Below are 23,292 nucleotides of genomic sequence, written 5' to 3' on the forward strand. Positions count from 1 at the left end.
TGTGTTTAGCATGATCACGATTAACTAACATTAGGACGTTATCTTATGCTAGATCTCATACAAAGCTTTTTGGACTTAGGATCCATTGTAGTTCTACCCATACTCATATTTGTCTTTGCTATAGCCCTTGGTACACCTATATCTAAGGCAATAAAATCAGGCTTAACCGTCGGTATCGGTTTTATCGGTTTGAATTTGGTTATCGGACTCTTGGGAAGTAGTTTAGGCCCAGCAGCTCAACAAATGGTTGAGCACTTAGGTCTCAACTTGAACATCATCGATGTAGGTTGGCCCGCGGCTGCGGCCATCAGTTATGGTACGGCTCTTGGTGGTCTATCAATACCTATAGCAATTGGAATAAACATCGTTCTCATCTTTTTTGGTTTAACTAGAACGATGAATGTCGATTTATGGAATATATGGCATGCCGCATTTATTTCGTCATTGGTGTATATAATTACTGGTGACTTTGCAATTAGTATTGCAGCAACGGTTTCCTATGTATTAATGATACTTCTTTTTGGCGACATACTCGGTGGCACAATTAATCGTTACTATAAATTCCCCAACATTACGTTTCCCCACGGTACTGCTATCCCAGGCTATATATTTGCTCTCCCATTTAACTGGTTGTTTGACCGAATCCCAGTTGTTAAAGATTGGAAGGGTGACCCTAAAACAATTCAGGAAAAACTCGGTATTTTTGGTGACAGTACGGTCATGGGGGTATTAATCGGTCTTGGAATTGGTCTCTTAGCGCAATATGAAATGAAGGAGTTGCTTCAGTTAGCTGTGACGACGGGAGCCGTAATGATGCTGATGCCAAGAATGGTGGCTTTGCTTATGGAAGGTTTAACGCCAATTTCTCAAGCAGCGAATGCATTTATTAAGAAAAAATTCCCAGATCGTGAACTCTATATAGGAATGGATGCGGCATTGAGTGTTGGTGATCAAGCTGTTTTATCATCTTCACTTATTTTGGTTCCGATCACAATTGCATTGGCGGTAGTTCTTCCTTTCAACAACACTCTACCATTTGGTGATTTGGCCACTATTCCCTTCGTTGTGTGTCTGATGGCAGCGGTCTTTAATGGCAACATCATCAGAACCATTATCGCTGGTACATTCTATATGGCCACAATTCTGTGTATCACTACTTGGGTCGCTCCTTTAGTCACTGAAGCCGCTATCGCGTCTAACTTTGATCTTCAAGGGAATACGACCATAACAGCGCTTGCTGAAGGTGGGTTATGGACGACAGGCCTTTATGTATTGATAACTAAGCTCCTTAACTGGACCGGTATTATCGCTATTGGTGGAGTGTGTTTAGCGGGTTTGATCTATGTAAATAAAATTAAAGGTAAGTCTGTAAAGACTCAATCTGTCGAGGAGAGTAAAGCATGAGTAAGAAATTAATGGTTATGTGTGGTACCGGAATCGCGACTTCAACTCTTGTCACCACAACGGTAAAAGAATGGCTTTCAGATAACAACCTTTCGAACCAGGTAGATATGTATCAAGGTAAAATTGCGGACGAAATTGGCAGACTTGAAGACTTTGACATCATCATCAGTACCACTGCAGTGCCGGATCAATTTAATGACCGCTGTTTGATGAGCTTGCCTTTATTGCAAGGGATGGGTGTCGATGAGTTCTACGGAAAGTTGGAACAGATGATAAGGAGTTAAAATTATGCTTGTATCAACAAAAAAAATGTTGATGGATGCACGTGAAGGGGGCTACGCAGTTCCCTCCGCTAACTTCATTGACTATGAGATGGCAAAAACATTTGTCGATATTGCTGAACAAAAACAGATGCCTTTGATTCTTTCTTTTGCTGAGTGTCACATGGATCTTCTCACCTTAGAAGAAGCAGCGAACATCGCCATCTTTCTAGCGTCGAAGGCTAGTGTGGATATTGCATTGCACCTAGATCACGGGATGAACTTTGATGTAATCAAAAAGGCAATTGAGTGTGGTTTTACGTCCGTGATGGTCGACGCATCGGCAGAGAAATTTGATCGCAACGTGACGTTAACCAAACAAGTTGTTGAATATGCCCATAAACACAACGTTCCTGTTGAAGCTGAAATTGGTCATGTAGGAGCTGGCGAGAACTTTGAAGATCACGAACATAATGACTCCGTCTATACCGATGTTCAAGAAGCCATAAGGTTTGCGGATCTCAGTGGTGCTGACTCACTAGCGATCTCCATTGGGACTGCTCACGGTACCTACTCTGGTGTACCGAAAATAAGTTTCGAAAGATTAAAGGAGATTAGAGCATCCGTTGCTATTCCTCTTGTACTTCACGGAGGTTCTTCAACAGGAGATGAAAACCTTTCAACATGTGCTTCTCTTGGTATATCGAAAATTAACATTTTCACTGACTTCATAATCGCCGCGCTAAGCGCCGCAAATGAAAAACAATACAGTGATTATTTTTCGATGAAGCGAGAAATTAACGAGCGTGTTGGCGAAACACTCTCCCACTACTACTCGGTGTATGGGACAAAAACTAATGACTGAAATCAGAGCACCGTTTATTGCGGTGAACCCTAAATCATATTTATACGGCGACAAACTTCTTGCGATGGCGAAGAAGGCCGATGAACTTGCGATCCAATACGACCTAGATATTTTCTTTACGGCTCAACATGTCGACCTGCGAATGATCAAGGATAATACATCTCGTCTCATTGTGACGGCTCAACATATGGATCCTATTGAAATAGGACGAGGTATGGGGCACATACTTCCAAATGCGTTGGTGGAGGCTGGCGTTGGAGCCGTGTTTTTGAATCATGCTGAGAGACCTCTAACACTTGCTCAACTTGTCGCAGCTCTAAAGCGTACGAAGGAGCTAGGCTTATACTCTATCGTTTGTGCCGACTCACTTGAAGACGCACAAGCCATTGCGATGCTTCATCCCGATGTCATGGTCTGTGAGCCCACAGAACTTATTGGGACAGGGCAAACTGCTAACAAAGAGTACATTCTATCTACGCAGACAACTATCGCAGAGATATCACCAAAAACATTGGGGTTACAAGCTGCTGGGATATCTTCACCGGAAGATGTTGAATACGTTATCAAAAACGGTGCGCATGGAACTGGTGCTACGAGTGGTATTTTTGCCTCAGAAGATCCAATGTATACGATGGTTTCGATGATAGAAGCTGTGGCAAAAGGAAGGAGCTTAAACTCATGAACTTTTACAACAGAACCATCTCTTTAGATACTGTTGTTGGTCGGGTCTCGTATCACAATATCACGGACGAAGTTAAAAACATCGTTCGAGAAAGTGGTATAGACAATGGTATTTGTGTCATTCAAACTGCCCACACGACCTGCTCAGTGATTTTCGAAGAATATGTGCATGATACAGATTTTAACGGAGACGAGTTTTTACAGGTAGACCTAAACAAGATTCTTGACAAAATAGTCCCTAGAGAACTGACTGAGAACACCAATTATCGTTATCCCGGCGACAAGCACTTAGATTTCTTGATGTCCCTTGATGATCCTAATTATCCCGCAGACCCAGGAACCATATTAAATGGAGATGCGCATATTCGAGCGAGTTTTTTTGGGCCTAGCAAGACATTCATCTTAAAAGGTAAAGAGTTGAATCTAGGGAGTGTGGGGTACGTCTATTTTGTAGACTTCGATCAAAATCGAGAGCGGACCCGAAAATTTGATGTGATGGTCATGGGGCAGTAAATGAGCAAGAACAATTTATTCAAAAAGGAACTGTTAGTATCTTCTTTAAATGCTTCAACCAATGAAGAGGTACTGCGACAACTAGCACAGGTCCTTTTTGAGCATGGTTACGTCAAAGAGTCATTTTCAGATGCAATTGTCGCGAGAGAAGGTGTGTTTCCTACAGGACTAGGAAGGTTGGCTATACCTCATACTGACCGTGAACATACAATTTCGGATGCTATTGCTGTGGCGATCTTATCTAACCCAGTCGAATTTACAATGATGGGTGCAGAAGATGAGGTATGTCTCGTGAATGTCGTGTTTATGTTGGCGATGTCTTCAAACGACGCACAGATTGAGACACTGCAGACCATTATGGGTTATGCACAATCACGAGAAGCGCTGGATTTTTTGTTACGTAGTTCGGGCGTGAATGAGATGTACCAAGTACTTTCAAAGGAGTTAGTGTATGAAGACTGACGAAGTTATCGTGAAAGATGTGGCGGGTATACATGCGAGGCCTGCATCTCTGTTGGTTAAGTCGGCCAAGCAATTTGATGCTGATGTATTTCTTGAATATGACAATAAAAAAGCCAATGCAAAATCGATAATGGCATTGATGAAGCTGGGGGTTAAAGGTGGAGAGAAAGTAAAAGTCTGGGCGGAAGGAGCCGATGAAGAGATAGCGGTGAGTGAAATTGTAAAATCTATTAGCACTAACTTTAAGTAAACTTAAATGCACAATCTTCATTGATGGAGATTGTGCATAATCGAGTGTTGTTTATAACTCACCAAACAATCGGTAATAGCATGCCGCTAAATGGAACTTTAAGTGGTGAACAGCTTTATCTTGATCTTCACTGCAGATGCTTTCTAGAAGCGCGATGATTTCTTCAACCGATTTTCTCTTAACTTGGTCAATCAGCTCTACTTTAATTAGGTTGGCTTTGTTGTGTAACACGCTGATGTTTTCAGCAAGGAGTTTGTTATTTGACTTGGAATTTAGCTCTTGATAAAAGTCACTCATTATTTGAGGCATTTGCTCATAGTTACTATTTGAGACAACGTGTTCACACTGAGATTTTATCTCAGCGATTTTCTCTCTATCAATTTCGGACCAAGCGAGCTCCAGTAGCAGCGCTTCTAGGCTCATGCGAACTTGGAAGATCTCACGTGCTTGATCGACGGTTATTTTACAAACTACCTTGCCACCGTTTTCCAGGACTTCTACCCAACCTTCAACAATTAATCGTGCTATGGCTTCCCTTACAGGAGTACGGCTGATGTCCAGTATCTCAGTAAGGTCGTTTTCTACAACCGCATCTTTGATTTCACTAGTTTGAATCATATTAAGTATGGATTCATAAGCGCGTTGGCTTGCTTTCATGTAACACCCCAATAATTCTAAGTAGGACCTTTATAACACAAGATTAATGATTAATAAGTTCGTGCATCTTGAGAGGGCATAATGTCAATAACGTGAATTATGTTCTTTCAACATTATATCTCGAACCGATTATCGAGTAACTGACTAATTGTATTGAGACATCATTATGGCGACTCATCAGGGAGATTAACCAATGAACGTAATTGTTACCCCCATAGCGTTAACCAGGGCAATTAAAAAACATGCAAGTGCGCACATCAAATCCCATTATAAAGATGAGATCGATAAATATGACGTTGCAATGGGGAAACTGTTTCAGAAAATGGGACTGCTTGGAAGTAGGAGCCAATTTGAGGAAAAACCAGAGCTTGCTAAATTATTTGAACTACATGCTAAGGAGTTGCTAAAACCCGAGAATCAAGCGGTTATTAGAGAGAATATCAGACGCAATGTGTACAGTGCTGATACCATTGTCGATGAGCTCGTCGATTCCTTCGTTGAGGTCATGCAACAGCTCAATGTTGCCAATTATTCAGAAGAGGCGTTGCACTTTGAAAGCATGAGGAAGCACTTACTTAAGAGGTTGCTTGGTTCTGAGTTCAGTCCGCAACAACGAGATTATGATGGTACTGCCGAAGATAGTTCAACATTTGATGTGAGCGGACTACTTGAGCGCGTGAACAACAGCGTTGTGCTGACCGAATATTATCGGAGCCTAGATGCTAGGACTACTGATGATGTCGATATAGATTTGATTTTTACCTTAGAAAATCGGCAGAGGTCTATTACTCCAGCGAAAATTCAAATCAACAGGTCAGATCTTTACCTTAATAACAAACTTTCTATAAACGCTCTTCTTGAAATTAATCAAAAAACCATGCGTGTAGATATTGATTATAGTGACGTAGAAATAGAGTCAAAAGCACTTTTCGAAGAGTTGAGCTTTGTCGCCTCGGCATTGAAGTCCAAAAGCAAGTTTCGTGAAGTAAAGGGCTTAGTTAGTCTAGCTAACAATGGGTGGATCTCACATTTTCTCTGTGGGAAGTTTGATGTCAGCTACTCAGATGGAGACTTTTCTCTCGGCGTCATAACTAATGTCGAACAACTACCGCTTGATCCCTCCGTTCTTTCTTCCGCTAATTTTGTGGTGCTTAGTGGAATTGAGGATTTGCTAGACTGGGATTTCTCGTCCCTAAGAACGTTTTCCCATAACATTCAATCAATGGTTGAAAGTGACAAATTGGTAGGCGTTAAAATAACCAACCAGATAGATAAGCGATTGATTATTCTTTTGATAGGAATGGGAGTTCGAGAGTTCTACGTCAATGAGTCGATTGGTGCTCGTATTAAATCAGTAATTCGGTATTTATCTTACGCCGAAATTGAGGCGATCACGCTAGAGTATTTATCTGCAAATAATGAAGCTGATGCTAGACAAACATTTAGAAGTAATCTGTTTCTTGGATCTATCGTTAGTGAATGAATTCTCGGCGCATTTGACTTTCGAAATGAGAGAACTGTACTTCAGGCTTCTCGTCGTTATGGCAAACCAAGGGATATTAATACTAAATTGCCTATAAATAACTCTACAAGGGACAAGATTATCTTGATGACGAACGGCTATCTTGGGTTTGCTGTTGTTAAAATTACACGGTCGAGCTTTGTTATTTTGCTTCAAGCAATAGTGACAATGGAAGTTTATGGGGATTCGTTTAGTTAAAAGCTCCCAACGGGAGCTTTCCAATCACCAATTCTCAATTCAAACCACCAAGCCTAAAGCTCAGCAACCTGCTTATTTCGAATAACTCGGCGTTCTTGCCACGCGGCGTTTAGTTGCTGCCTTTTTACCAGCTGGCTTCGCCATTTTCTTCTCAATTTCAGCTTTTGCTTTTACAAAGCGCTCTGGAAGAATTTGCGTTGCGAATACATCATCAACCGTTTCAGCGCGTTTGATGAGTTCCGCTTCGCCGTCTTTCACTAGCACTGTTGCTGGGCGTGGTAGTGAGTTGAACTGGCTCGCTTGAGACTCTGCGTAGTGACCGACATCCATAATCGCTAGCACGTCTTTTGGTTGTAGAGCTGGCATGCGCGCGCCGCTTTCCCAGATAGATGGGATACAGATTGGGCCTGCGATTTCAGTGGTTCTCTCTACCAATGGTTGGGTCATTTTGTTTGCTGGAAGAACTGGGTTCTTCGACTCTTGAGACTCGACCAATGTAGCTAGGTAAGTCGATGCATCAACCATGGTGTAGGTGTAATCCATCTCTTGGTCGTCTTTCACAACGTATACCGAGGTAAGTAGAGTGCCGATGTTACCTGCGATATAACGACCTGGTTCTAGCCATAGTTGTGGTACTTCGAAGCCTTCTTTAGTGAACTCTTCTAGCATGCCCCCACACACTACTTTTGCATAGTCTTCGATGGTGTTCGGGTTCATCATGTGTTCTTTGCTACGACACTCAGGCTCACGCTCACGTGGCCAGCCGCCGCCTAGGTCAACTTGGAAAGGTTGAACGCCACACTCACGAGATATTTCGATAATGTTGCGTGCGTATTCGCGGTATAGCGCATCCCAACCTTCAGGCTGTTTAGAGAAGCGGCCTAGGTGAGTGTGGAAACCGTAGAATTCGAACATGTCGATTTCTTTTACGCGGTTGATGATTTTCTTCGCTTCTTCTTTTAGCAAGCCGAATTTGATCCACTTCATCGCGCCGATAAAGTTAGGGAACGGATAAGCATCTGGTTCGAAGTCATTGAAGAAATCTTCAGGGATAACTTTTAGACGAACCGCGATGCGTACTTTTTCCGCTGGTTTCACTTCGCGAGCGATGCGTTCTACGATTTCAATCTCTTCGTAAGAATCTAGGTGAATCGCGTAGCCATATTCAATTGCTTTACGGATAGCAAGTTCAGGCTTAACGGTACCGTTTAGTGCTATGGTTTTTGGGTCTGCGCCAGCAATGTATGTCGCTTCAACTTCACCTGGACCAAAGCAATCACCGCCCACGCCTTCTTCGTTACAGATAGCTCGAACCGCGAAGTTGGTATTCGACTTGATAGCAAACATCACGTTGATTGGTTTTGGCCAGTAGTTGCCAAACGCGTTTTTTACACGGCGCAGGTTGTTACGAAGCGTGTCTTCGCTCAACACGAATAGCGGGCTACCGTATTGCTCGATAAGATCAGTGGCTTTGCAACCACCAATTAATAAGTCGTCACCTTGAGTGGTTAGCTCATCGGTTGGAGTCAGAATGTTTTCAAGACGCTCAGCATAGTTCTGGTTAGCTTTGTGCTCGGCTAGAAGCTGTTGCTGTGTCTCTAAAATAGTGCTCAGTTGCTTTACAGACTCTTCTAAAAGCGCTTGATTTTTCATATTCATTCCTCACGAAGTGTTCGTAATTGGGTATCGATTTGATGAACGCTAGTCTATCTGGAGGTCAAAAATGCAGCATGTCACTGAGGGTCAATTTATTTTACACCTAGTGTTAAGGTATTGAATTAATGTTGCTTTTGTCAGAAAGCAGATGTTGGGGTTGGGCGGATAGGTTAACAAACTACGGTTGTGGGTGAACTAACGTATTGTTTGCTAAGAGGCGAGAGATAGTGAGGGGCTACGTAATGAGTCAAGTTATCGCTGTGGGTTATTTGCGTTAATGGGTCAAATAAGCTGACACCCAGTGACATCGAGTTGATGAGTGTCTGGGTTAAATTATAGCCATATTAGGTGAGGAATTAGCCTTACTAAACATGTCGAAAAGAACTGGCATAACGCCTAGGTCTTCACAATACCCAATTTTACGAGGTAATCACTATGTCTTTTGATATTAACAACGCTAAAGGTGTATTCGCGACAGTGGACGCTGCGATTGAAGCTACTCATAAAGCTCAACGAGAGTTCTATGTAAACTGTACCAAAGAAGGTCGTGAAGCCATCCTAACTGCTATTCGTGAAGCAGTATTAGCGCGTGCAGAAGACTTCGCAAAAATGGTTCGTGAAGAGACAAAACTGGGCCGTGTGGAAGACAAAATCGCTAAGCACCATCTTACGGCAATGAAAACGCCGGGTACGGAAGTACTGGATACTAAAGTATGGTCTGGTGACAACGGTATTTCTCTTGGTGAGCGCGCACCTTATGGTGTTATCGGCGCGGTAACGCCTGTGACTAACCCAACAGAAACCATAGTGAACAACGCAATTTCGATGCTTGCTGGTGGTAATGCGGTTACGTTTAACGTTCACCCATCGTCTAAAGTGGTTTCTGCGGTGATGATTGACTTGTTAAACAAAACCATCGTAGAAGCAGGCGGCCCAGAGAACCTAGTGACTATGGTAAAAGAGCCAACACTAGAAACACTAAACGAAATTGCTCAGTCACCACTGATTAATATGCTTGTGGGTACAGGTGGCCCTGGTCTTGTTAAGGCTATCCTACAATCTGGTAAGAAAGGTGTCGGCGTAGGCGCTGGTAATCCGCCAGTAATCGTAGATGCTTCCGCTAACCTAGATCTAGCAGCGGCGGGCGTGTACGGCGGTGCCTCTTTCGATAACAACCTACTGTGTATTGGCGAGAAGGAAGTCTTCGTTGAAGAGGCCGTAGCAGATGCATTCCTTGATAAGCTAGAAGAAGTTGGCGCTTACGTGCTAACAGCAGAAGAAGCAGAGCAATTAACTGAGCAAATTCTGACGCTAGATGAGTTTGAAGGCGCGAAGCCGTGCACAGCCCATGAGATTGCTCGTGTTTGGCACCCGGTGAAAAAACACGTCGGTCAAGATGCAGGTGAAATCCTAAAATCAATCGGTGTTGAGTCTGATACTCGCCTTGCAGTAATGCTGGTAGAAAACGACCACCCATTGGTTCACGTAGAGCAAATGATGCCAGTGCTTCCTGTGGTTATCTGTAAAGATATCGATGAAGCCATCGACCGCGCAGTGGCGGCTGAGCGTGCCAATAAGCACTCGGCATGTATCTACTCGGGTAACATCGAGAACGTGACTAAGTTTGGTGCTCGCATCAACACCACTATCTTTGCGCACAACGGCCCAACGCTATCTGGTGTGGGTTATAACGCAGAAGGAACGTCTACATTCACTATCGCGGGTCCAACTGGTGAGGGTATTACTAACGCATTGTCGTTTACTCGTGCTCGTCGTTTTGCTATCGCTCAAGGTGGTCTGCGTATCGTTTAATCGATGGTGTGATGACCCGCCCTGAGATGAGTTGAAAGCCGGAGCGTTTGCTTCGGCTTTTTTGTTTGATTGCCACAGGAACGTTTCCTCTGAGAGACACGCGGGCAGTAGACATCGACGGCTTTAACCAGAATAACGCTGTTATTTTAGTAGGTTAACGATTTTATCAAGTCAAATAGCATACTGATTATGCCCATATTCCATCTAAGTATCACAATGTAATAGCGCTTGTAGCTCGTTGATATTGCTAAATTTGTTCTAAGAGTGCGTGTTGATACGAAGATCAAATTTAACGACTGATTTATCAAATAAGCAGTTCCTTCCATTTATTTCTATGATACTGATATTTTTATCTAGTAGATCTTCCTAATTCACACCTTCATTCGAACTGAGCTTAATTTTTGTACAAGTTGCAACATTTCGTAATCCCTCTTTATGTCTGAAAAACAAAGGATAAATCACACTTTCTAAAATCAAATGTTGCTCAGTTGTTAATCAAAACTAGGTTTTTGAATAGCGCTCAGTTTTTGAGGTTGAGCTTGAAGCAGAGGGATAGGCAGTAGAAATGGACAGTCGTTACGTACAATTCAAGAATGTAAAAAAGAGTTATGACCGACACAATTTTGTGGTGAAAGACTTTAGCCTCGACATCGCTAAAGGGGAGTTTGTGACACTGTTGGGGCCTTCTGGCTCTGGCAAAACCACATGCTTAATGATGCTCGCTGGGTTTGAAGATGTAACCAGCGGTGGGATAGAAGTCAACGGAGAACTCATCACTAACGTTGCGCCTTATCATCGCAACATCGGCATGGTATTTCAGCACTACGCATTATTCCCTCATATGACGGTGGCAGAAAACCTCGCTTATCCCCTTAATGTTCGCAAACTACCCAAAGAGCAAATCAAACAGAAGGTTCAAGAGTTTTTAAAACTGGTGGAGCTTGAACACTTTGGTGACCGCTATCCGGGTCAGCTCTCCGGCGGTCAAAAGCAGCGTGTAGCACTGGCGCGCTCGCTGATTTTTGAGCCTTCGATTGTTCTTATGGATGAACCTTTAGGCGCCTTGGATAAAAACCTTCGTGAGCAGATGCAATTTGAAATTAAGCGCTTGCACGAACAGTTAGGTTTTACCGCCATCTATGTTACCCATGATCAGACCGAAGCACTTACTATGTCTGACCGTATTGCAGTGTTTGAGGACGGCGTAGTTCAGCAGTGTGCGGATCCTTCTACGCTGTATGAGCGTCCAGCCAACGCGTTCGTCGCTGATTTTCTCGGCGAGAATAACCATCTTCCGGGGACTTTAACCAAAATTGACGGCGACCACGCTCATGTTGAATTGAGCGATGGGACTCAAGTCGTGGTGACTGCGATCAATGTTACTGAAATTGGAGAGCGCTGTATGTTGGCAGTGCGCCCAGAAAACTTCTTTATCGGAGACAAGGACGAAGTGAACAGTAACCAAGTCTCCGCTACCTTTGTTACCCGATTGTACGTTGGTGACTTCATTCGTTACTTCTTTAAGTTGCAAGACGGCAGAGACGTGATGGTGAAGCTCCTCAATGACCAACAAGCACCGACCTTCAAGGCCGGTGATGTAGCCAGCCTAACGTGGTCCATTTCTGATGGGTTAGCGCTTGATCACCCTTAGTCAAGGAAAGAAAGGATATATGATGACGAAAATGAAAAAGTGGCTTCCTATTGCTCTTGCGCTTGGACTGAGCAACGCAGCAATGGCCGACCAACTAACGGCAGTGTCGTTTGGTGGTGCTTACGGCGATGCCCAAAAGAAACACATGCTTGACCCGTTTACTGCCAGTACTGGACACAAAGTGCTGTCTGAAAACTATTCAGGCGGTATCGCAGAGCTTAAAGCCCAAGTAGAGAGTGGCAACGTGCTTTGGGATGTGATTGACGTTGAGGTTATCGACCTTGAGCGAGCCTGTTCAGAAGGTTTGCTAGAAGTATTCCCAATGGATACCTTGCCTCCTGGTGATGACGGTACGCCAGCCAAAGATGACTTCAGCAAAGAGGCGCTCGCTAATGAGTGTGGGGTAGGTAACATCGTTTGGACTGTCCTTTTCGCCTACAACCACGACACCATTCAGGGGGGCAAACCAAGCTCGATTCAAGATCTTTTCGACACTAAAACGTATCCAGGTAAACGTGCTTTTCGTAAGCGTCCTCAAGTGAACCTAGAGTGGGCACTACTGGCTGATGGCGTTGCTAAAGAAGACGTGTATGACGTGCTAAGTACCGATGAAGGCCAAAAACGTGCGTTCGCGAAACTCGATACTATCAAAGACGACATTGTCTGGTTCGACAGCTGGTCGCAAGCGCCTCAACTACTTAACGATGGTGGCGCGGTCATGGTTCAGTCGGCGAATGGTCGCTTCTTCGATGCCATTCAACGTGAAGGTAAACCGTTTGAAATGGTCTGGGATTCGCACGTTTACGATCTCGATGTTTGGGCGATTGTAAAAGGCACCAAGAAGAAAGCGTTAGCGGAAGAGTTCATTCGCTTTGCAACGGGTTCAAAACCATTGAGTGGCATGCCTGAGGTGGCGTATGGTCCAACTCGTAAGTCCGCTTACCAGTATGTGGATCCTGCGGTTATTCCAAAACTGCCATCGTCTCACCTAGATGAAGGAGTGAAAGCATCGGGTGATTTCTGGGCTGATTACGGTGAAACACTGGGTGAGAAGTTTAACGAGTGGTTACTTCAATAGCCTCAATTCTATAAGCAAAAGTTGGGCTATCTAAATGTATTAGATAGCCCATTTAATCGAGTTTTTAAGCGTTTAGATTCAAGGATGAAAACAGAATGGCGAGTGAAAATACGCTAACACTGACAGAGCTTTCTGAGAGTAAGAAGAAGCATCGCAGCAAACAGTTAATGCTGTTTTTGTTTACTTTGCCACTGCTGCTGTTTGTGTTTCTTTCCTTTTTAGCGCCGATCACCACCATGCTTTATCGCAGTGTTTATCATCCGACGGTTGCTCAATTGGTACCAAACACCTTAGAGGCGATGGCATCTTGGGATGAGTCAACCGGAGCCATGCCGCCTGATGAGGTTATTCAGGTGTTCACGTTAGAGCTTCACGAACTGGCACAGGAACGCCGCTCCGGAAAGTTGGCCGAGGAAATCAACCGCTCATTGCCGGGCTCTTCAAGTCTTATCAAATCCACTGCACGAAAAATCAAAAGAATGCCGATCGAAGAGCTGCGTCTCGAAGGCACCGATATTCTATTAGATAAACATAAAAAGTGGCGCTCCCCCGATGTGTGGGTAGCGATTAAAGTATCGGGTAACAAATGGACAGAGCGTTATTATCTAACGGCATTGGATCTGAAAAAGTCCTTGCAAGGTGATATCGAAACCAGAGACACAAAAATCTACATCAAACTATATTGGAAAAGCTTGAAAATCGCCCTGTACATTACTTTGCTTACCGCGATTATTGCGTTTCCATTGTCGTACTATCTATCTACAGCCTCGCCGAGCAAAGCCAATAAGCTGTTGGTGTTTGTATTGCTGCCTTTTTGGACCTCATTATTGGTTCGAACCACATCATGGATTGCGCTTTTGCAAACCAACGGGGTAGTGAACAGCACCCTAAAGGCGATAGGTATTATTGATGAGCCTCTTGACCTACTGTACACCGAGTTTTCGACCATCATTTCAATGACTCATATTTTGCTGCCTTTCATGATTTTGCCGCTATACAGCGTCATGAAGAACATCGACCCAAGCTATTATCGTGCGGCGCTGTCTCTGGGTTCTAAACCCATGCCTGCGTTCTTTAAAATCTATTTCCCCATGACATTACCTGGTTTAAGTGCAGGGGCGCTACTGGTGTTTATTATCTCCATTGGTTACTACATTACACCCGCACTTGTCGGGGGCACGGACGGGCAAATGATCAGTAATATTATTGCGTTCCATATGCAGTCATCCAATAACTGGGAATTAGCGGCGGCATTAGGCAGCTTGCTACTGGTTCTGATTTTAGCGCTCTATTGGTTATATGACCGCTGGGTAGGCGTGAACAACATTAAGTTAGGTTAACAGTATGAAGAGTTTTCCAAGCTATTTTACGCCTTTGCAAAAACTGGGCTCATTGTCTCTTTCTGCTAGTGCGTATTTGACTCTGTTTTTTTTGATGATGCCGATCTTGGTGATTATTCCACTTTCTTTCAATGCCGAGCCTTATTTTAGCTTTACGCCAGGGATGCTGGCATTTGAAAAAGAAGCCTATTCGCTCGAATGGTACGCTGAGATTTGGCACGACGATAACTGGCTGCTCGCCATCAAAAACAGCTTTTTGATTGGTATTTGCGCCACGATTATCGCTACAGTATTAGGGACATTAGCCGCAATAGGGCTAAGTAATTCAGCGATGCCAATGCAGCGCATCATAATGGCGATCTTGTTGTCTCCGATGATAGTGCCTTTGATTATTACCGCTGCGGGTATGTTTTTCTTCTATACCCAACTTAACTTGGCGGGTACGTTCTGGGGTGTGGTGATTGCACACGCAGCTCTAGGTACGCCATTTGTGATCATCACGGTGAATGCGGCATTAGCGGGCTTTGATTATTCGCTTGTGCAAGCCTCGTTGGGAATGGGCGCAAGACCGGTTTATACCTTCGTTAAGATCATTATGCCGCTAATCAGGCCAGGAGTGATTTCGGGGGCGCTGTTCGCTTTTGTGACCTCGTTTGATGAGGTAGTGGTGGCGTTGTTCTTGGCAGGACCGGAGCAAAAAACAATTCCGAGACAGATGTTCTCGGGACTAAGAGAGCAAATCAATCCGACCATACTGGCCGTTGCTACCTTGTTGGTCGTCTTGTCTGCTATCTTGTTGTTTACCATTGAATATCTTCGCGCCAGATCGGAGCGCATCAAGATAAATAGTTGGTAATCCATTTCTATCGCAGCCTATCTTTGAACGATAGGCTGTTGTCTCATTGCCTTGCTTTCCTCATCTTGTTTTGTGTGTTGATTTTGGGTCTGTATCTGCTTGAAAAATGTGAACTATCTTTAACTTTCAGAACGATAGCGGCGGGTGTACCGTAGTTGGGTTTTTCGTTTGTTTAATCCAAGTATCAAGGACCCTAAGATGAACATTAAAAGTTCGCTGAAGCTTATTACTCTCTCTGTACTTCTTGCCTCTCCACTGTCATTCGCTAAAGTCTACACCACCACCGATATGCAGGCTGTCAGCCATCAAGCGCCACAAATGGAAGTCTATAAAGACATCAATTGGGTGTCAGTATCTGACATTCAGAAGCAGCTTCCTGACCATCCAATTACTGTCGGCCTGGATATCGACGACACCATGCTGTTCTCTTCACCAGTGTTCTATCGCGGCCAGCAAAAATACTCTCCCGGCTCGAATGCGTATCTTAAGAACCAAGACTTCTGGAACGAAGCAAGCACAGGCTGGGATGATTTCTCACTACCTAAGCATTCAGCGCTTGCCTTAGTAAACATGCACCTAGCGCACGGTGACACTATTTACTTCATCACCGGTCGTAACGCTCCAGAAGGCAAAGAAACATTAACCAGCACCATCCGCCATCTGTTCCCTAAAGATCGCCGTGACCAAATCAAACCTGTGGTCTTCGCTGGTGGCTTAGAAAAAGAGAAACAACTCAAACAAGCTGGTGTTGAGCAATATTACGGTGACTCAGACTCCGATATCACTAGCTCAATGCATGTGGGCATCAAAGCAATCCGTTTCCTTCGCAACGAACAGTCAACCTACGTCCCTATGCCGCAAGCAGGCAAATACGGGGAACCTGTTTTGATTGGCTCTAACTACTAGTTAGTCACACTAAAACAAAAGGGCGCAGCCAAAAGCCGCGCCCTCAAACACTTAGTCTTCTTATATATCGTCCTCAAAGGCGCCCGTCATTCCTGCCCCCGAGCAGGAATCTACTCAAAGCGCCTACCGCCCTCAAGTGTGGCACTCAATCCCAATCTCAATGACAATTAAAAAAGTTACGAATGTACTTTTCACCAGAGAGATTCTCCTTATCCGACGATAAGGAAATCAACTCCAACACAATATCAATCAGCTCTTCCTTTGAATAACCAATACTTGGGAATTGGTAAGAGCCAAAATGAGAGAAGAAAGTATTATCAAACCCAATAATTACTGGACGGTCATCTTGGTTACCAAAGCTGTCCACCGCTGCCATCGCCATGGCATCAGAGGTACAAATCACACCGTTGTTTGGTTGAACAATGTCGTTTGAATTGCCGATGAGATACTGCTTCGCCTCATTGTACTTGTAGTTGCAATAGGCGATGTTTTTCAGGGAGATATCGTGGCGTTCGAGGTTGTCTTGGTAGAGAGCAAGTCGACGTTCTTCAACGGCAGAGCTTTGTCGTCCGGCAAGTAAATGAACTTCTTTAACGCCGGATTGAACTGCATAATTCACCGCATCCTGAATGGCCTGTTCTTCGTCGAGTAACACCGACCATGTATTGTCCCAGTTTTGCCCGTTAAGGTTAATCACTCGCGGAGTAAGAAACAGCTTTGGCATGTCTTTAGGTTCAATGAGATCCGAGAAAATGATCGCAGCGTCTACGCGATGAACGAACGCGTTGTCGGTAATTGATGCAATATCCTGCTCGGTTTTGATGCGAATGAAGATCGGCAGCTTGCCTATTGATTGCAGTCCTCGTAGTAAATGATCAAACAGCTCAAGGTCGCTCAAATCACTAATGTGGTTGACCACAATGGCGACGAGTCCAGTGGTATTACTATTCAAACTTTGCGCGAAGGGATTCATGACATAACCGAGCTCTTCGGCGGCTTGCAACACGCGCTGCTTTTTTACTTCAGATATGGGTTTTTTCTCTTTCGAAAAAGCCCGAGAAGCAACCGCTTTTGATACGCCTGCTCGGTCTGCTACATCCTGCAATGTAGGTAGCGTTTTAGTACTCATTCACAAATAACCTCACGATTTTCTTCACTTTATCATAGTCTGTTACCGAGACCCAATCATCGCAACTTTCTGTTCCCATGGAGATTTGTGAGGACTGTTGAATCATATTACTAGGGCGCTGACCTTTACCAGAAAGGTGCAGCTCGGTGATGCCTGTATCAGCCAGTGAAAGCGCATTGCTGTCGTTTACTCCAGAGCCCGCCATAATGGATAGGCGACCCTGAGCGGTGTCGACTAACTGTTTAATCATCGCTTTACCTTCTGGCGCAGTCGGCTGGAGACCTGAAGTTAAAATTCTTTCAATCGGGTAATGGCAGAGGAGCTCTAAACTCTCTATCGGGTTGGCAACTAAATCAAATGCGCGATGAAAAGTGATTCCGATACCTTGAGCGGCGTTTGTCCATCGACGCAGGGCATCTTCGTTGATGGTAGCGTCGGGATTCAGTGCACCAATAACTACGCCATCAACGCCAAGCAACTTGTAGCTGAGTATTTCCTGCTCCATAAAGTGGATTTCTTCTTCACTGAAGACAAAGTCACCATCACGAGGGCGAATCATCACGTAAATAGGAATGGAGGAAACCGCGACAGCCTGAGTTATTAACCCTAATGAAGGCGTTAGGCCGCCCAGTGACAGAGCGCTACACAATTCGATTCGGTCGGCGCCTGCCTCGATGGCAGTGTGCAGTGATTCAATATTATCGATACAGACTTCAATTTTCATACAGCTCGCTCATTGAAACTTATGGAAAGATAGAGAGGAAAAAAAGGCCCGGGGGAAAGGGCCTTTGAGTTATCGGTTTACCAAGTACCCGCTAGTTTAGGTGGGTTAGCATCCGCACCCCACCATTTGTGGTAAGACGCTTCATAAGCACCAGAGTTAATGTAGTCAGAGACAAACATATCCATCCAGCGTAAGTACTCGGCGTCGCCTTTTCTAACTCCAATAGCGATAGGGTCATTAGAGTGTAAGCCTGGCAGAGTCACAAGATTTGGGTTGTTGGTGGCTAGGTAATCAATCAGAGAGCTGTCTTCGATACCCGCATCTACACGGCCTTGACGAAGCAACAATACACCGTCTGGTGCGAAGTTATCGGTATAAACTAATTCAGCTTCTGGCACTTCACGTTTCAAAAAGGCTTCGCCTGTTGAACCGCGTCCTACAACAACGCGTTTGCCTGCAAGATCCTGCAGTGAATTTATATCTTGGTCTTTTTGATGAACAATACGAAGACCAGCACGTGCATAAGGAATGGAGAAATTCACCGATTTAGCACGTTCTAATGTCGCTGACATGTTACCAATGACCGCATCTAGTTGGTCAGAAAACAGCATTGAAACACGAGCGTCACCATGTACATCAGTGAAGCGTGCCTCAACGCCAAGCTTTTCTGCTAGGCGTTTCGCTAGATCAACGTCATAACCTGCTGGGTTATTCTTTTGATCACGGAATCCGATAGGTTCGCCACCAAGTGATACACCGATTTTGATGTAGCCGCGCTCTCGAATGTCTTCGAGTTTGCCAGCAAACGCTGAGGTGGAGCTGATTGCGAGTGCACTTGCCAATATGGTGGCAACCAATGCCTTAAATTTCATTGTGGTTCTCCATTTCATTTCGTTTATCCATATAGCGTCTTTCCGCTATTCTTTGTTCAGGTTTACTCATTCCAGATTTGTAAACCCAGTATTTGATGTCCTCTTCACATCCAAAATTGATTACTCGATAGTTGTCATCTTTGTCGATCGCATGAATGACAACGCCAGCCAAAAAGCCTGTTCTAAGCGAATTTAGTTCTTCAATGGCCATATCCACCGCTTGATCGAGCGAAAAGCCAAGACGCATCGCCATTACGATGGAGTAGGAGGTATTGGCTCTGATGGTCATTTCGCCGGTATGAGTACAGGCCGCCGCGCCATATCGGCTATCGGCATAAAAGCCAGCGCCGACAATAGGTGAATCGCCAAGGCGTCCTGGGTATTTCCATGCCCAGCCTGAGGTGCTTGTGGCTGCATAAATACTGTCTGTACTGTCTTTGGTGAGAAAGACGGTGGTATCACGGACTTTCTCTGGGTCAGTGATCATTGAGTTGAGGTGTGCAAGCGGACGAGTCGACATATCGGGGTTGTCTTCGCCAGTAATTTCTTGAAGCTTCTTAAACCACACCTCTTTAGAGTCTTCTAGTAGAGGGTTAGGGCACTCAAAACCCATCTCATAGGCAAAGCGTGTCGCCCCTTCACCTACGAGGATCTCGTGGTTCAGCTCTTCCATCACTTTTTTGGCAATGCGCGTGACGTGAAAATGATCTTTGACGGCCCCAACGGCACCGGTTCGAAGCGTGTTGCCGTCCATTACCGCACCGTCAAATTCCATATCACCCAATAGGTTAGGCCAGCCACCGTAACCAACACTGCGAATTCTTGGTTCTGCTTCGACTTTTTCAATACCACAAATGATCGCATCGAGACCATTGTCGCCGTTATTAAGCATACTTACCGTGTCGTCGATTCCCGGCCAGGCTTCTGAATTTGATAATACAATCATTACTTGCTATCCATTTTCTCTAAAAATCGTCTAATTCTTTCGTCTTGCTTACCGCCCTCATCGGAGAAGAAAGCATCTTTGTCCATGTCAGCTCTTACTACCCCTTCGTCGAGGAAAACAATGCGATTGGAGATCTTTTTCGCGAAGGCAATTTCGTGAGTGACAAAGATTAATGTTGTGCCTGATTTGGCAAGGTCAGCGAGCACGTCAAGCACCTCTGAGGTCATCTCTGGATCAAGTGCACTGGTTACTTCGTCTAGTAGCAAACACTCCGGCTTCATCGCTAGAGCGCGACAAATACCGATACGCTGTTTTTGTCCGCCAGAGAGTTGAGCTGGGAAGCTGGTCTCTTTGTCCGCTAAATCAACAAGCTGCAATAGTTCTCGCGCGGTGCTTTCAGCTTGCTCTTTGCTTTGCCCTAGCACTTCAATAGGTGCGAGGGTGATGTTGTCTAAAATGCTCAAATGCGGGTAAAGATTAAAGTGTTGGAACACCGTCGACACTGACGTTCGGATCTTTTGTAGCTCCGCTTTGTTGGAGACCGAGAGGTCGCGGAAGGTGATGTCACCGTCATTAATCGCTTCTAGCCCGTTGATACAGCGCAGTAGGGTAGATTTTCCAGAGCCACTTGCACCTAAAATAGAGACCACATCGCCTTGCTCAATATTTAGGCTGACCCCTTTTAATATGTCGTTGCTTCCAAACGACTTCTTTACGTTGTTAATTGAAATCATGGGGATCACCTTATGCTAAAGACCAAGTTTGATGTTTTCGTAAGTAGAGCTCGAGCTTTCTGCCCAGCTTGGAGATGGCCATCGACATGGCGAAGTAGGTCAGCCCGATGACAGGCCAAACAATAAATGGCTGCCAAGTACGTTGGTTCAAAATGGCGCCGACTTTGGTAATGTCCATAACCCCGATAACGGAGACCAGTGACGTTACCTGAAGTTGGTTCACCGCAAGACCGACGAGTGGCGCAATGGCAACTAGCAGCGCTTGAGGCGTGATGATTTTCTTCAAAATTACCATCTCAGAGATGCCAAACGAGCGTGCAGCTTCAATCTGACCTTTATCGACCGCTGCCATTGCGGTAACAATAATGACGGAGACAAATGCAGCCGTATTGCCAGTCAGCGTGATTGTGGCGGCTAGTTCCGCCGACATGTCCATGGAGAGGAAAATCGGCAGGCCGAAGTAGATCAAGAACAGCTGAACCAAAACTGGGGAGTTTTTAAGAAACTCGCTCACAAAAACAGAAAGCTGGCTCAAGAGAGGGAATCGATAGTGACGAAAGAGCGCGAGCCCTAAACCTAACAAACCGCCAAACAAGCTAGAAACCAAGAACACCTTTAACGACACGCTGATGCCACTAAGCAGAACAATAAGGTCATAGGGGACAAATTCATTACTAGACATTGCTATGCTCCCGCTTCAGAAAATCGATTTAGTCGCTTGTGCGCTAAAGTGATAAGAATGGATAAGATGTACGTCAGCACGCAGTAGAACAGTAATAAGAAGAAGTAGACTTCAAATGGTCTAAATGTTTCCGCCGCAATGATTTTTGCGGTTCCTGTGAGTTCGTTAAGTGTTACTGTCGATAAAATAGAGGTGGTCAAAATTAGGTTCACGAAGATCGAACCTAACGGTTTGATCGAGTTGCGCAACGCGATAGGAAGAATGATCTTTCTATAGATAGTTAAGCGTTTTAAGCCGAAAGATTGAGCGGCTTCGATCACGTCTCGATCGACCTGCTGAACTGCTGCGCGCAGCACGTCAGCACAATAAGCACCAACTGCAATAGAAAGCGCCAGCACTCCCGTGGTGTAGGGATCAATGAAAATGCGTAATTCAGGTAAGCCATAAAAAATAAAGAACACCTGCACAATAAAAGGAATGTTCCTAAATATATTTATGTAGGTATAGCCTGTCTTAGACAGTACTCTTGACTGACTAATACACGCAAACATCACCAGCAAACCAATACAAAAACTACCAATAATAGAAGCGATGCTAATACTAGCGGTTATCGCAAATCCTTCTATAAACGAGTCTAAGTATCGATACATTATCGAGATATCAAACACGGAAGCTCCTTCTAATTGAAACTAGTTTCAATTTACGTGCTGATTCTTTTTTACGCAATGCCATTTAATTAAAATTGAAACCGGTATCACATTGTTAATAACAACATGCTTAATTAGAGACTTGGTGGTCTAGAAGGTATAAATGAGGATGTTTTTCATACTAGAAATCGCTTCAAGTGCACGTCATTCCTGCCGTCGAGCAGGGTAGGGCAGTCACTTGTGGCAGAAGTTTTCCTTTTTCAAGGAAATAACGGCTTGTCTTCAGACGAACAAAAAACGAGCACTAACCCTCACCCGCCTTACGAAACTCCTTCGGCGAACACCCGCTCCATTTCCTAAATGCGTGCCGAAAATTGGCACTGTCAGAAAAACCAATTCGCTCTGAAATCTCTTCCATGGTGATTTGTGTAGTAAGCAGGTAGTGGCGGGCCAGTCGATAGCGTACATTATCAAGCACCTGCTGATAGCTGGTCCCTTCTGCTTTCAAATGACGGCGCAGCGTACGTGATGACATGCCCAGCTCGGAAGACAAGGCTTCAATGGATGGATAGTTGCCTAGACGTTCGATAAATATCTGACTGATTTTTTCTTGCAAACTGGTACCGCCTTCGGCTTTTTCCAGCATTTCATCACAAGATTTCAAACACATTTTCAGCGTCATTGCATTGGCAGCAGGCAGAGGCTCGTAAAGTACCGTAGCGTCAAACTGCCATTCCAAACAATCACTATCGAACTCAATGGGGCAATGAAAAACTTGCTCGTATAAGTGACCATATTCTGGCTCAGGGAAGGGGAATTTAATCAGTGTTGAAGGGAACGGCTGCTGCATCACCTCTTCACACAAATTTTGAATAGCAGTGAACCAGTACTCGGAGCAAAACGGCAGCAGTTCGTCCAAATCGATAAGTTGCTCGGCGCGAAAATAACCGACATTACCTTCGACCCACATCTTCTTTTTAAGCACAGGACCGGCCAGACGAAGGTATTTAAACCCCATCATAAGAGCATCGAGCATGGTGTTGCTGCTGAACACCGCATAGCCCAACACTCCAAAATCACTGAACCTTGCTTGCTTACCCACTTGGAGCCCTAAACCCGCTTCATTTGTCTGAGTGAGTGCGTTGCTGAAGATAGCCATCTTTTGAGCAAAAGTGAGCTGTGTATCTGGTTGATAGAGTTGGGAAGAGGTGACGGTCGTACCCTCAAATAATGATTCGGTGGCAAAGCGACTGTCGAGATAACGCGCCATAAGCTGAAGATCTAAAATCCCGCAAGCTTGAGTATCTGGCTCATAAACTGCCGTGTATTGCATCCAACTTCTCCAAAAAGGTTAATAGGCGACTTTCAATAAGTTAGCGTGATTGTGGGATCTCAATGTCTGAACAATGTCCGAATTTCACCGCTTTTTGTCTCAATGTAACCTGTG

The 23,292-nt window shown here is 44.7% G+C and carries 24 protein-coding genes; 14 read left to right on the plus strand and 10 right to left on the minus strand.

Going from position 1 to position 23,292, the window contains the following annotated elements:
• Nucleotides 1–45 precede the first annotated feature (45 nt).
• From MMA19_RS15520 to MMA19_RS15550, 7 genes are read left to right on the plus strand one after another with little or no spacing between them, the layout of a single operon-like run.
• Entirely contained in the window at nt 46–1,404 is a 1,359-nt protein-coding gene (locus tag MMA19_RS15520; RefSeq protein WP_240206610.1) for a PTS transporter subunit IIC, read from the plus strand.
• A complete protein-coding gene (locus tag MMA19_RS15525) occupies nt 1,401–1,688 on the plus strand; it encodes a PTS sugar transporter subunit IIB (RefSeq protein WP_006071518.1) in 288 nt (95 codons plus the stop codon). The genes MMA19_RS15520 and MMA19_RS15525 overlap by 4 nt, the downstream gene beginning before the upstream one ends.
• A gap of 4 nt (nt 1,689–1,692) precedes the next feature.
• Nucleotides 1,693–2,529: a class II fructose-bisphosphate aldolase gene (locus MMA19_RS15530; protein WP_083399965.1), complete on the plus strand. Its 837-nt coding sequence runs from the start codon at nt 1,693–1,695 to the stop codon at nt 2,527–2,529.
• On the plus strand, nt 2,522–3,211 hold the full coding sequence (locus MMA19_RS15535; RefSeq protein ID WP_240206611.1) for a triose-phosphate isomerase: 690 nt from the start codon (nt 2,522–2,524) through the stop codon (nt 3,209–3,211). The genes MMA19_RS15530 and MMA19_RS15535 overlap by 8 nt, the downstream gene beginning before the upstream one ends.
• A complete protein-coding gene (locus tag MMA19_RS15540) occupies nt 3,208–3,723 on the plus strand; it encodes a YjbQ family protein (RefSeq protein ID WP_240206612.1) in 516 nt (171 codons plus the stop codon). The genes MMA19_RS15535 and MMA19_RS15540 overlap by 4 nt, the downstream gene beginning before the upstream one ends.
• Nucleotides 3,724–4,185, plus strand: coding sequence for a PTS sugar transporter subunit IIA (locus MMA19_RS15545; RefSeq protein ID WP_006071522.1), 462 nt, complete (start codon nt 3,724–3,726; stop codon nt 4,183–4,185). It begins immediately after the preceding gene.
• On the plus strand, nt 4,175–4,435 hold the full coding sequence (locus MMA19_RS15550) for an HPr family phosphocarrier protein (protein ID WP_006071523.1): 261 nt from the start codon (nt 4,175–4,177) through the stop codon (nt 4,433–4,435). Before MMA19_RS15545 ends, MMA19_RS15550 begins: the two co-directional genes overlap by 11 nt.
• A gap of 51 nt (nt 4,436–4,486) precedes the next feature.
• On the opposite strand, the gene MMA19_RS15555 is transcribed toward MMA19_RS15550, so the two are convergent.
• Nucleotides 4,487–5,092 (minus strand): GntR family transcriptional regulator, encoded by a 606-nt coding sequence (locus MMA19_RS15555; RefSeq protein ID WP_006071524.1) that lies wholly within the window; start codon nt 5,090–5,092, stop codon nt 4,487–4,489.
• Between the two features lie 193 nt (nt 5,093–5,285).
• Between MMA19_RS15555 and MMA19_RS15560 the strand changes: the two genes are divergently transcribed.
• Nucleotides 5,286–6,575: a hypothetical protein gene (locus MMA19_RS15560; protein ID WP_240206613.1), complete on the plus strand. Its 1,290-nt coding sequence runs from the start codon at nt 5,286–5,288 to the stop codon at nt 6,573–6,575.
• A gap of 309 nt (nt 6,576–6,884) precedes the next feature.
• On the opposite strand, the gene MMA19_RS15565 is transcribed toward MMA19_RS15560, so the two are convergent.
• Nucleotides 6,885–8,465, minus strand: a complete 1,581-nt coding sequence (locus MMA19_RS15565) for a diaminopimelate decarboxylase (protein WP_240206614.1) — start codon at nt 8,463–8,465, stop codon at nt 6,885–6,887.
• A gap of 438 nt (nt 8,466–8,903) precedes the next feature.
• Between MMA19_RS15565 and MMA19_RS15570 the strand changes: the two genes are divergently transcribed.
• The 6 genes from MMA19_RS15570 to aphA all read left to right on the plus strand — a co-directional run bounded on the left by MMA19_RS15570 (nt 8,904) and on the right by aphA (nt 16,111).
• Complete coding sequence (locus MMA19_RS15570) at nt 8,904–10,280, plus strand: aldehyde dehydrogenase EutE (protein ID WP_240206615.1); 1,377 nt, start codon at nt 8,904–8,906, stop codon at nt 10,278–10,280.
• Between the two features lie 565 nt (nt 10,281–10,845).
• A complete protein-coding gene (locus MMA19_RS15575; RefSeq protein WP_240206616.1) occupies nt 10,846–11,931 on the plus strand; it encodes an ABC transporter ATP-binding protein in 1,086 nt (361 codons plus the stop codon).
• Between the two features lie 22 nt (nt 11,932–11,953).
• Complete coding sequence (locus MMA19_RS15580) at nt 11,954–13,009, plus strand: ABC transporter substrate-binding protein (RefSeq protein WP_240206617.1); 1,056 nt, start codon at nt 11,954–11,956, stop codon at nt 13,007–13,009.
• Nucleotides 13,010–13,104: 95 nt separating this feature from the next.
• Nucleotides 13,105–14,349: an ABC transporter permease gene (locus MMA19_RS15585; RefSeq protein ID WP_236109771.1), complete on the plus strand. Its 1,245-nt coding sequence runs from the start codon at nt 13,105–13,107 to the stop codon at nt 14,347–14,349.
• A gap of 4 nt (nt 14,350–14,353) precedes the next feature.
• Complete coding sequence (locus MMA19_RS15590; protein ID WP_240206618.1) at nt 14,354–15,205, plus strand: ABC transporter permease; 852 nt, start codon at nt 14,354–14,356, stop codon at nt 15,203–15,205.
• A 198-nt stretch (nt 15,206–15,403) separates the two neighbouring features.
• A complete protein-coding gene (gene aphA / locus MMA19_RS15595; protein ID WP_006071542.1) occupies nt 15,404–16,111 on the plus strand; it encodes an acid phosphatase AphA in 708 nt (235 codons plus the stop codon).
• A gap of 157 nt (nt 16,112–16,268) precedes the next feature.
• Here the strand turns inward: aphA and MMA19_RS15600 are convergent, their stop codons facing one another.
• From MMA19_RS15600 to MMA19_RS15635, 8 genes are all read right to left on the minus strand, one after another.
• Nucleotides 16,269–17,240 carry a LacI family DNA-binding transcriptional regulator gene (locus MMA19_RS15600; protein WP_006071543.1) on the minus strand — a complete coding sequence of 324 codons (972 nt, stop codon included), beginning with the start codon at nt 17,238–17,240 and terminating at the stop codon, nt 16,269–16,271.
• A complete protein-coding gene (locus MMA19_RS15605) occupies nt 17,230–17,964 on the minus strand; it encodes a copper homeostasis protein CutC (RefSeq protein WP_063605575.1) in 735 nt (244 codons plus the stop codon). The genes MMA19_RS15600 and MMA19_RS15605 overlap by 11 nt, the downstream gene beginning before the upstream one ends.
• Before the next feature lie 77 nt (nt 17,965–18,041).
• A complete protein-coding gene (locus tag MMA19_RS15610) occupies nt 18,042–18,836 on the minus strand; it encodes a transporter substrate-binding domain-containing protein (protein WP_006071545.1) in 795 nt (264 codons plus the stop codon).
• On the minus strand, nt 18,826–19,782 hold the full coding sequence (locus MMA19_RS15615) for a N(4)-(beta-N-acetylglucosaminyl)-L-asparaginase (RefSeq protein ID WP_006071546.1): 957 nt from the start codon (nt 19,780–19,782) through the stop codon (nt 18,826–18,828). Before MMA19_RS15615 ends, MMA19_RS15610 begins: the two co-directional genes overlap by 11 nt.
• Nucleotides 19,782–20,516 carry an amino acid ABC transporter ATP-binding protein gene (locus MMA19_RS15620; RefSeq protein WP_006071547.1) on the minus strand — a complete coding sequence of 245 codons (735 nt, stop codon included), beginning with the start codon at nt 20,514–20,516 and terminating at the stop codon, nt 19,782–19,784. The genes MMA19_RS15615 and MMA19_RS15620 overlap by 1 nt, the downstream gene beginning before the upstream one ends.
• A 10-nt stretch (nt 20,517–20,526) precedes the next feature.
• Nucleotides 20,527–21,198 (minus strand): amino acid ABC transporter permease, encoded by a 672-nt coding sequence (locus MMA19_RS15625; protein WP_038228041.1) that lies wholly within the window; start codon nt 21,196–21,198, stop codon nt 20,527–20,529.
• 2 nt (nt 21,199–21,200) lie between these two features.
• Nucleotides 21,201–21,866: an amino acid ABC transporter permease gene (locus MMA19_RS15630; RefSeq protein WP_240206619.1), complete on the minus strand. Its 666-nt coding sequence runs from the start codon at nt 21,864–21,866 to the stop codon at nt 21,201–21,203.
• 283 nt (nt 21,867–22,149) lie between these two features.
• The gene (locus tag MMA19_RS15635) at nt 22,150–23,178 is read right to left on the minus strand and encodes an AraC family transcriptional regulator (RefSeq protein ID WP_240206620.1); all 1,029 of its coding nucleotides are present in this window, start codon (nt 23,176–23,178) and stop codon (nt 22,150–22,152) included.
• Nucleotides 23,179–23,292 lie beyond the last annotated feature (114 nt).

The organism is Vibrio sp. CyArs1, assembly GCF_022432925.1.
In the GTDB taxonomy this organism is placed as follows: Bacteria; Pseudomonadota; Gammaproteobacteria; order Enterobacterales; family Vibrionaceae; genus Vibrio; species Vibrio mediterranei.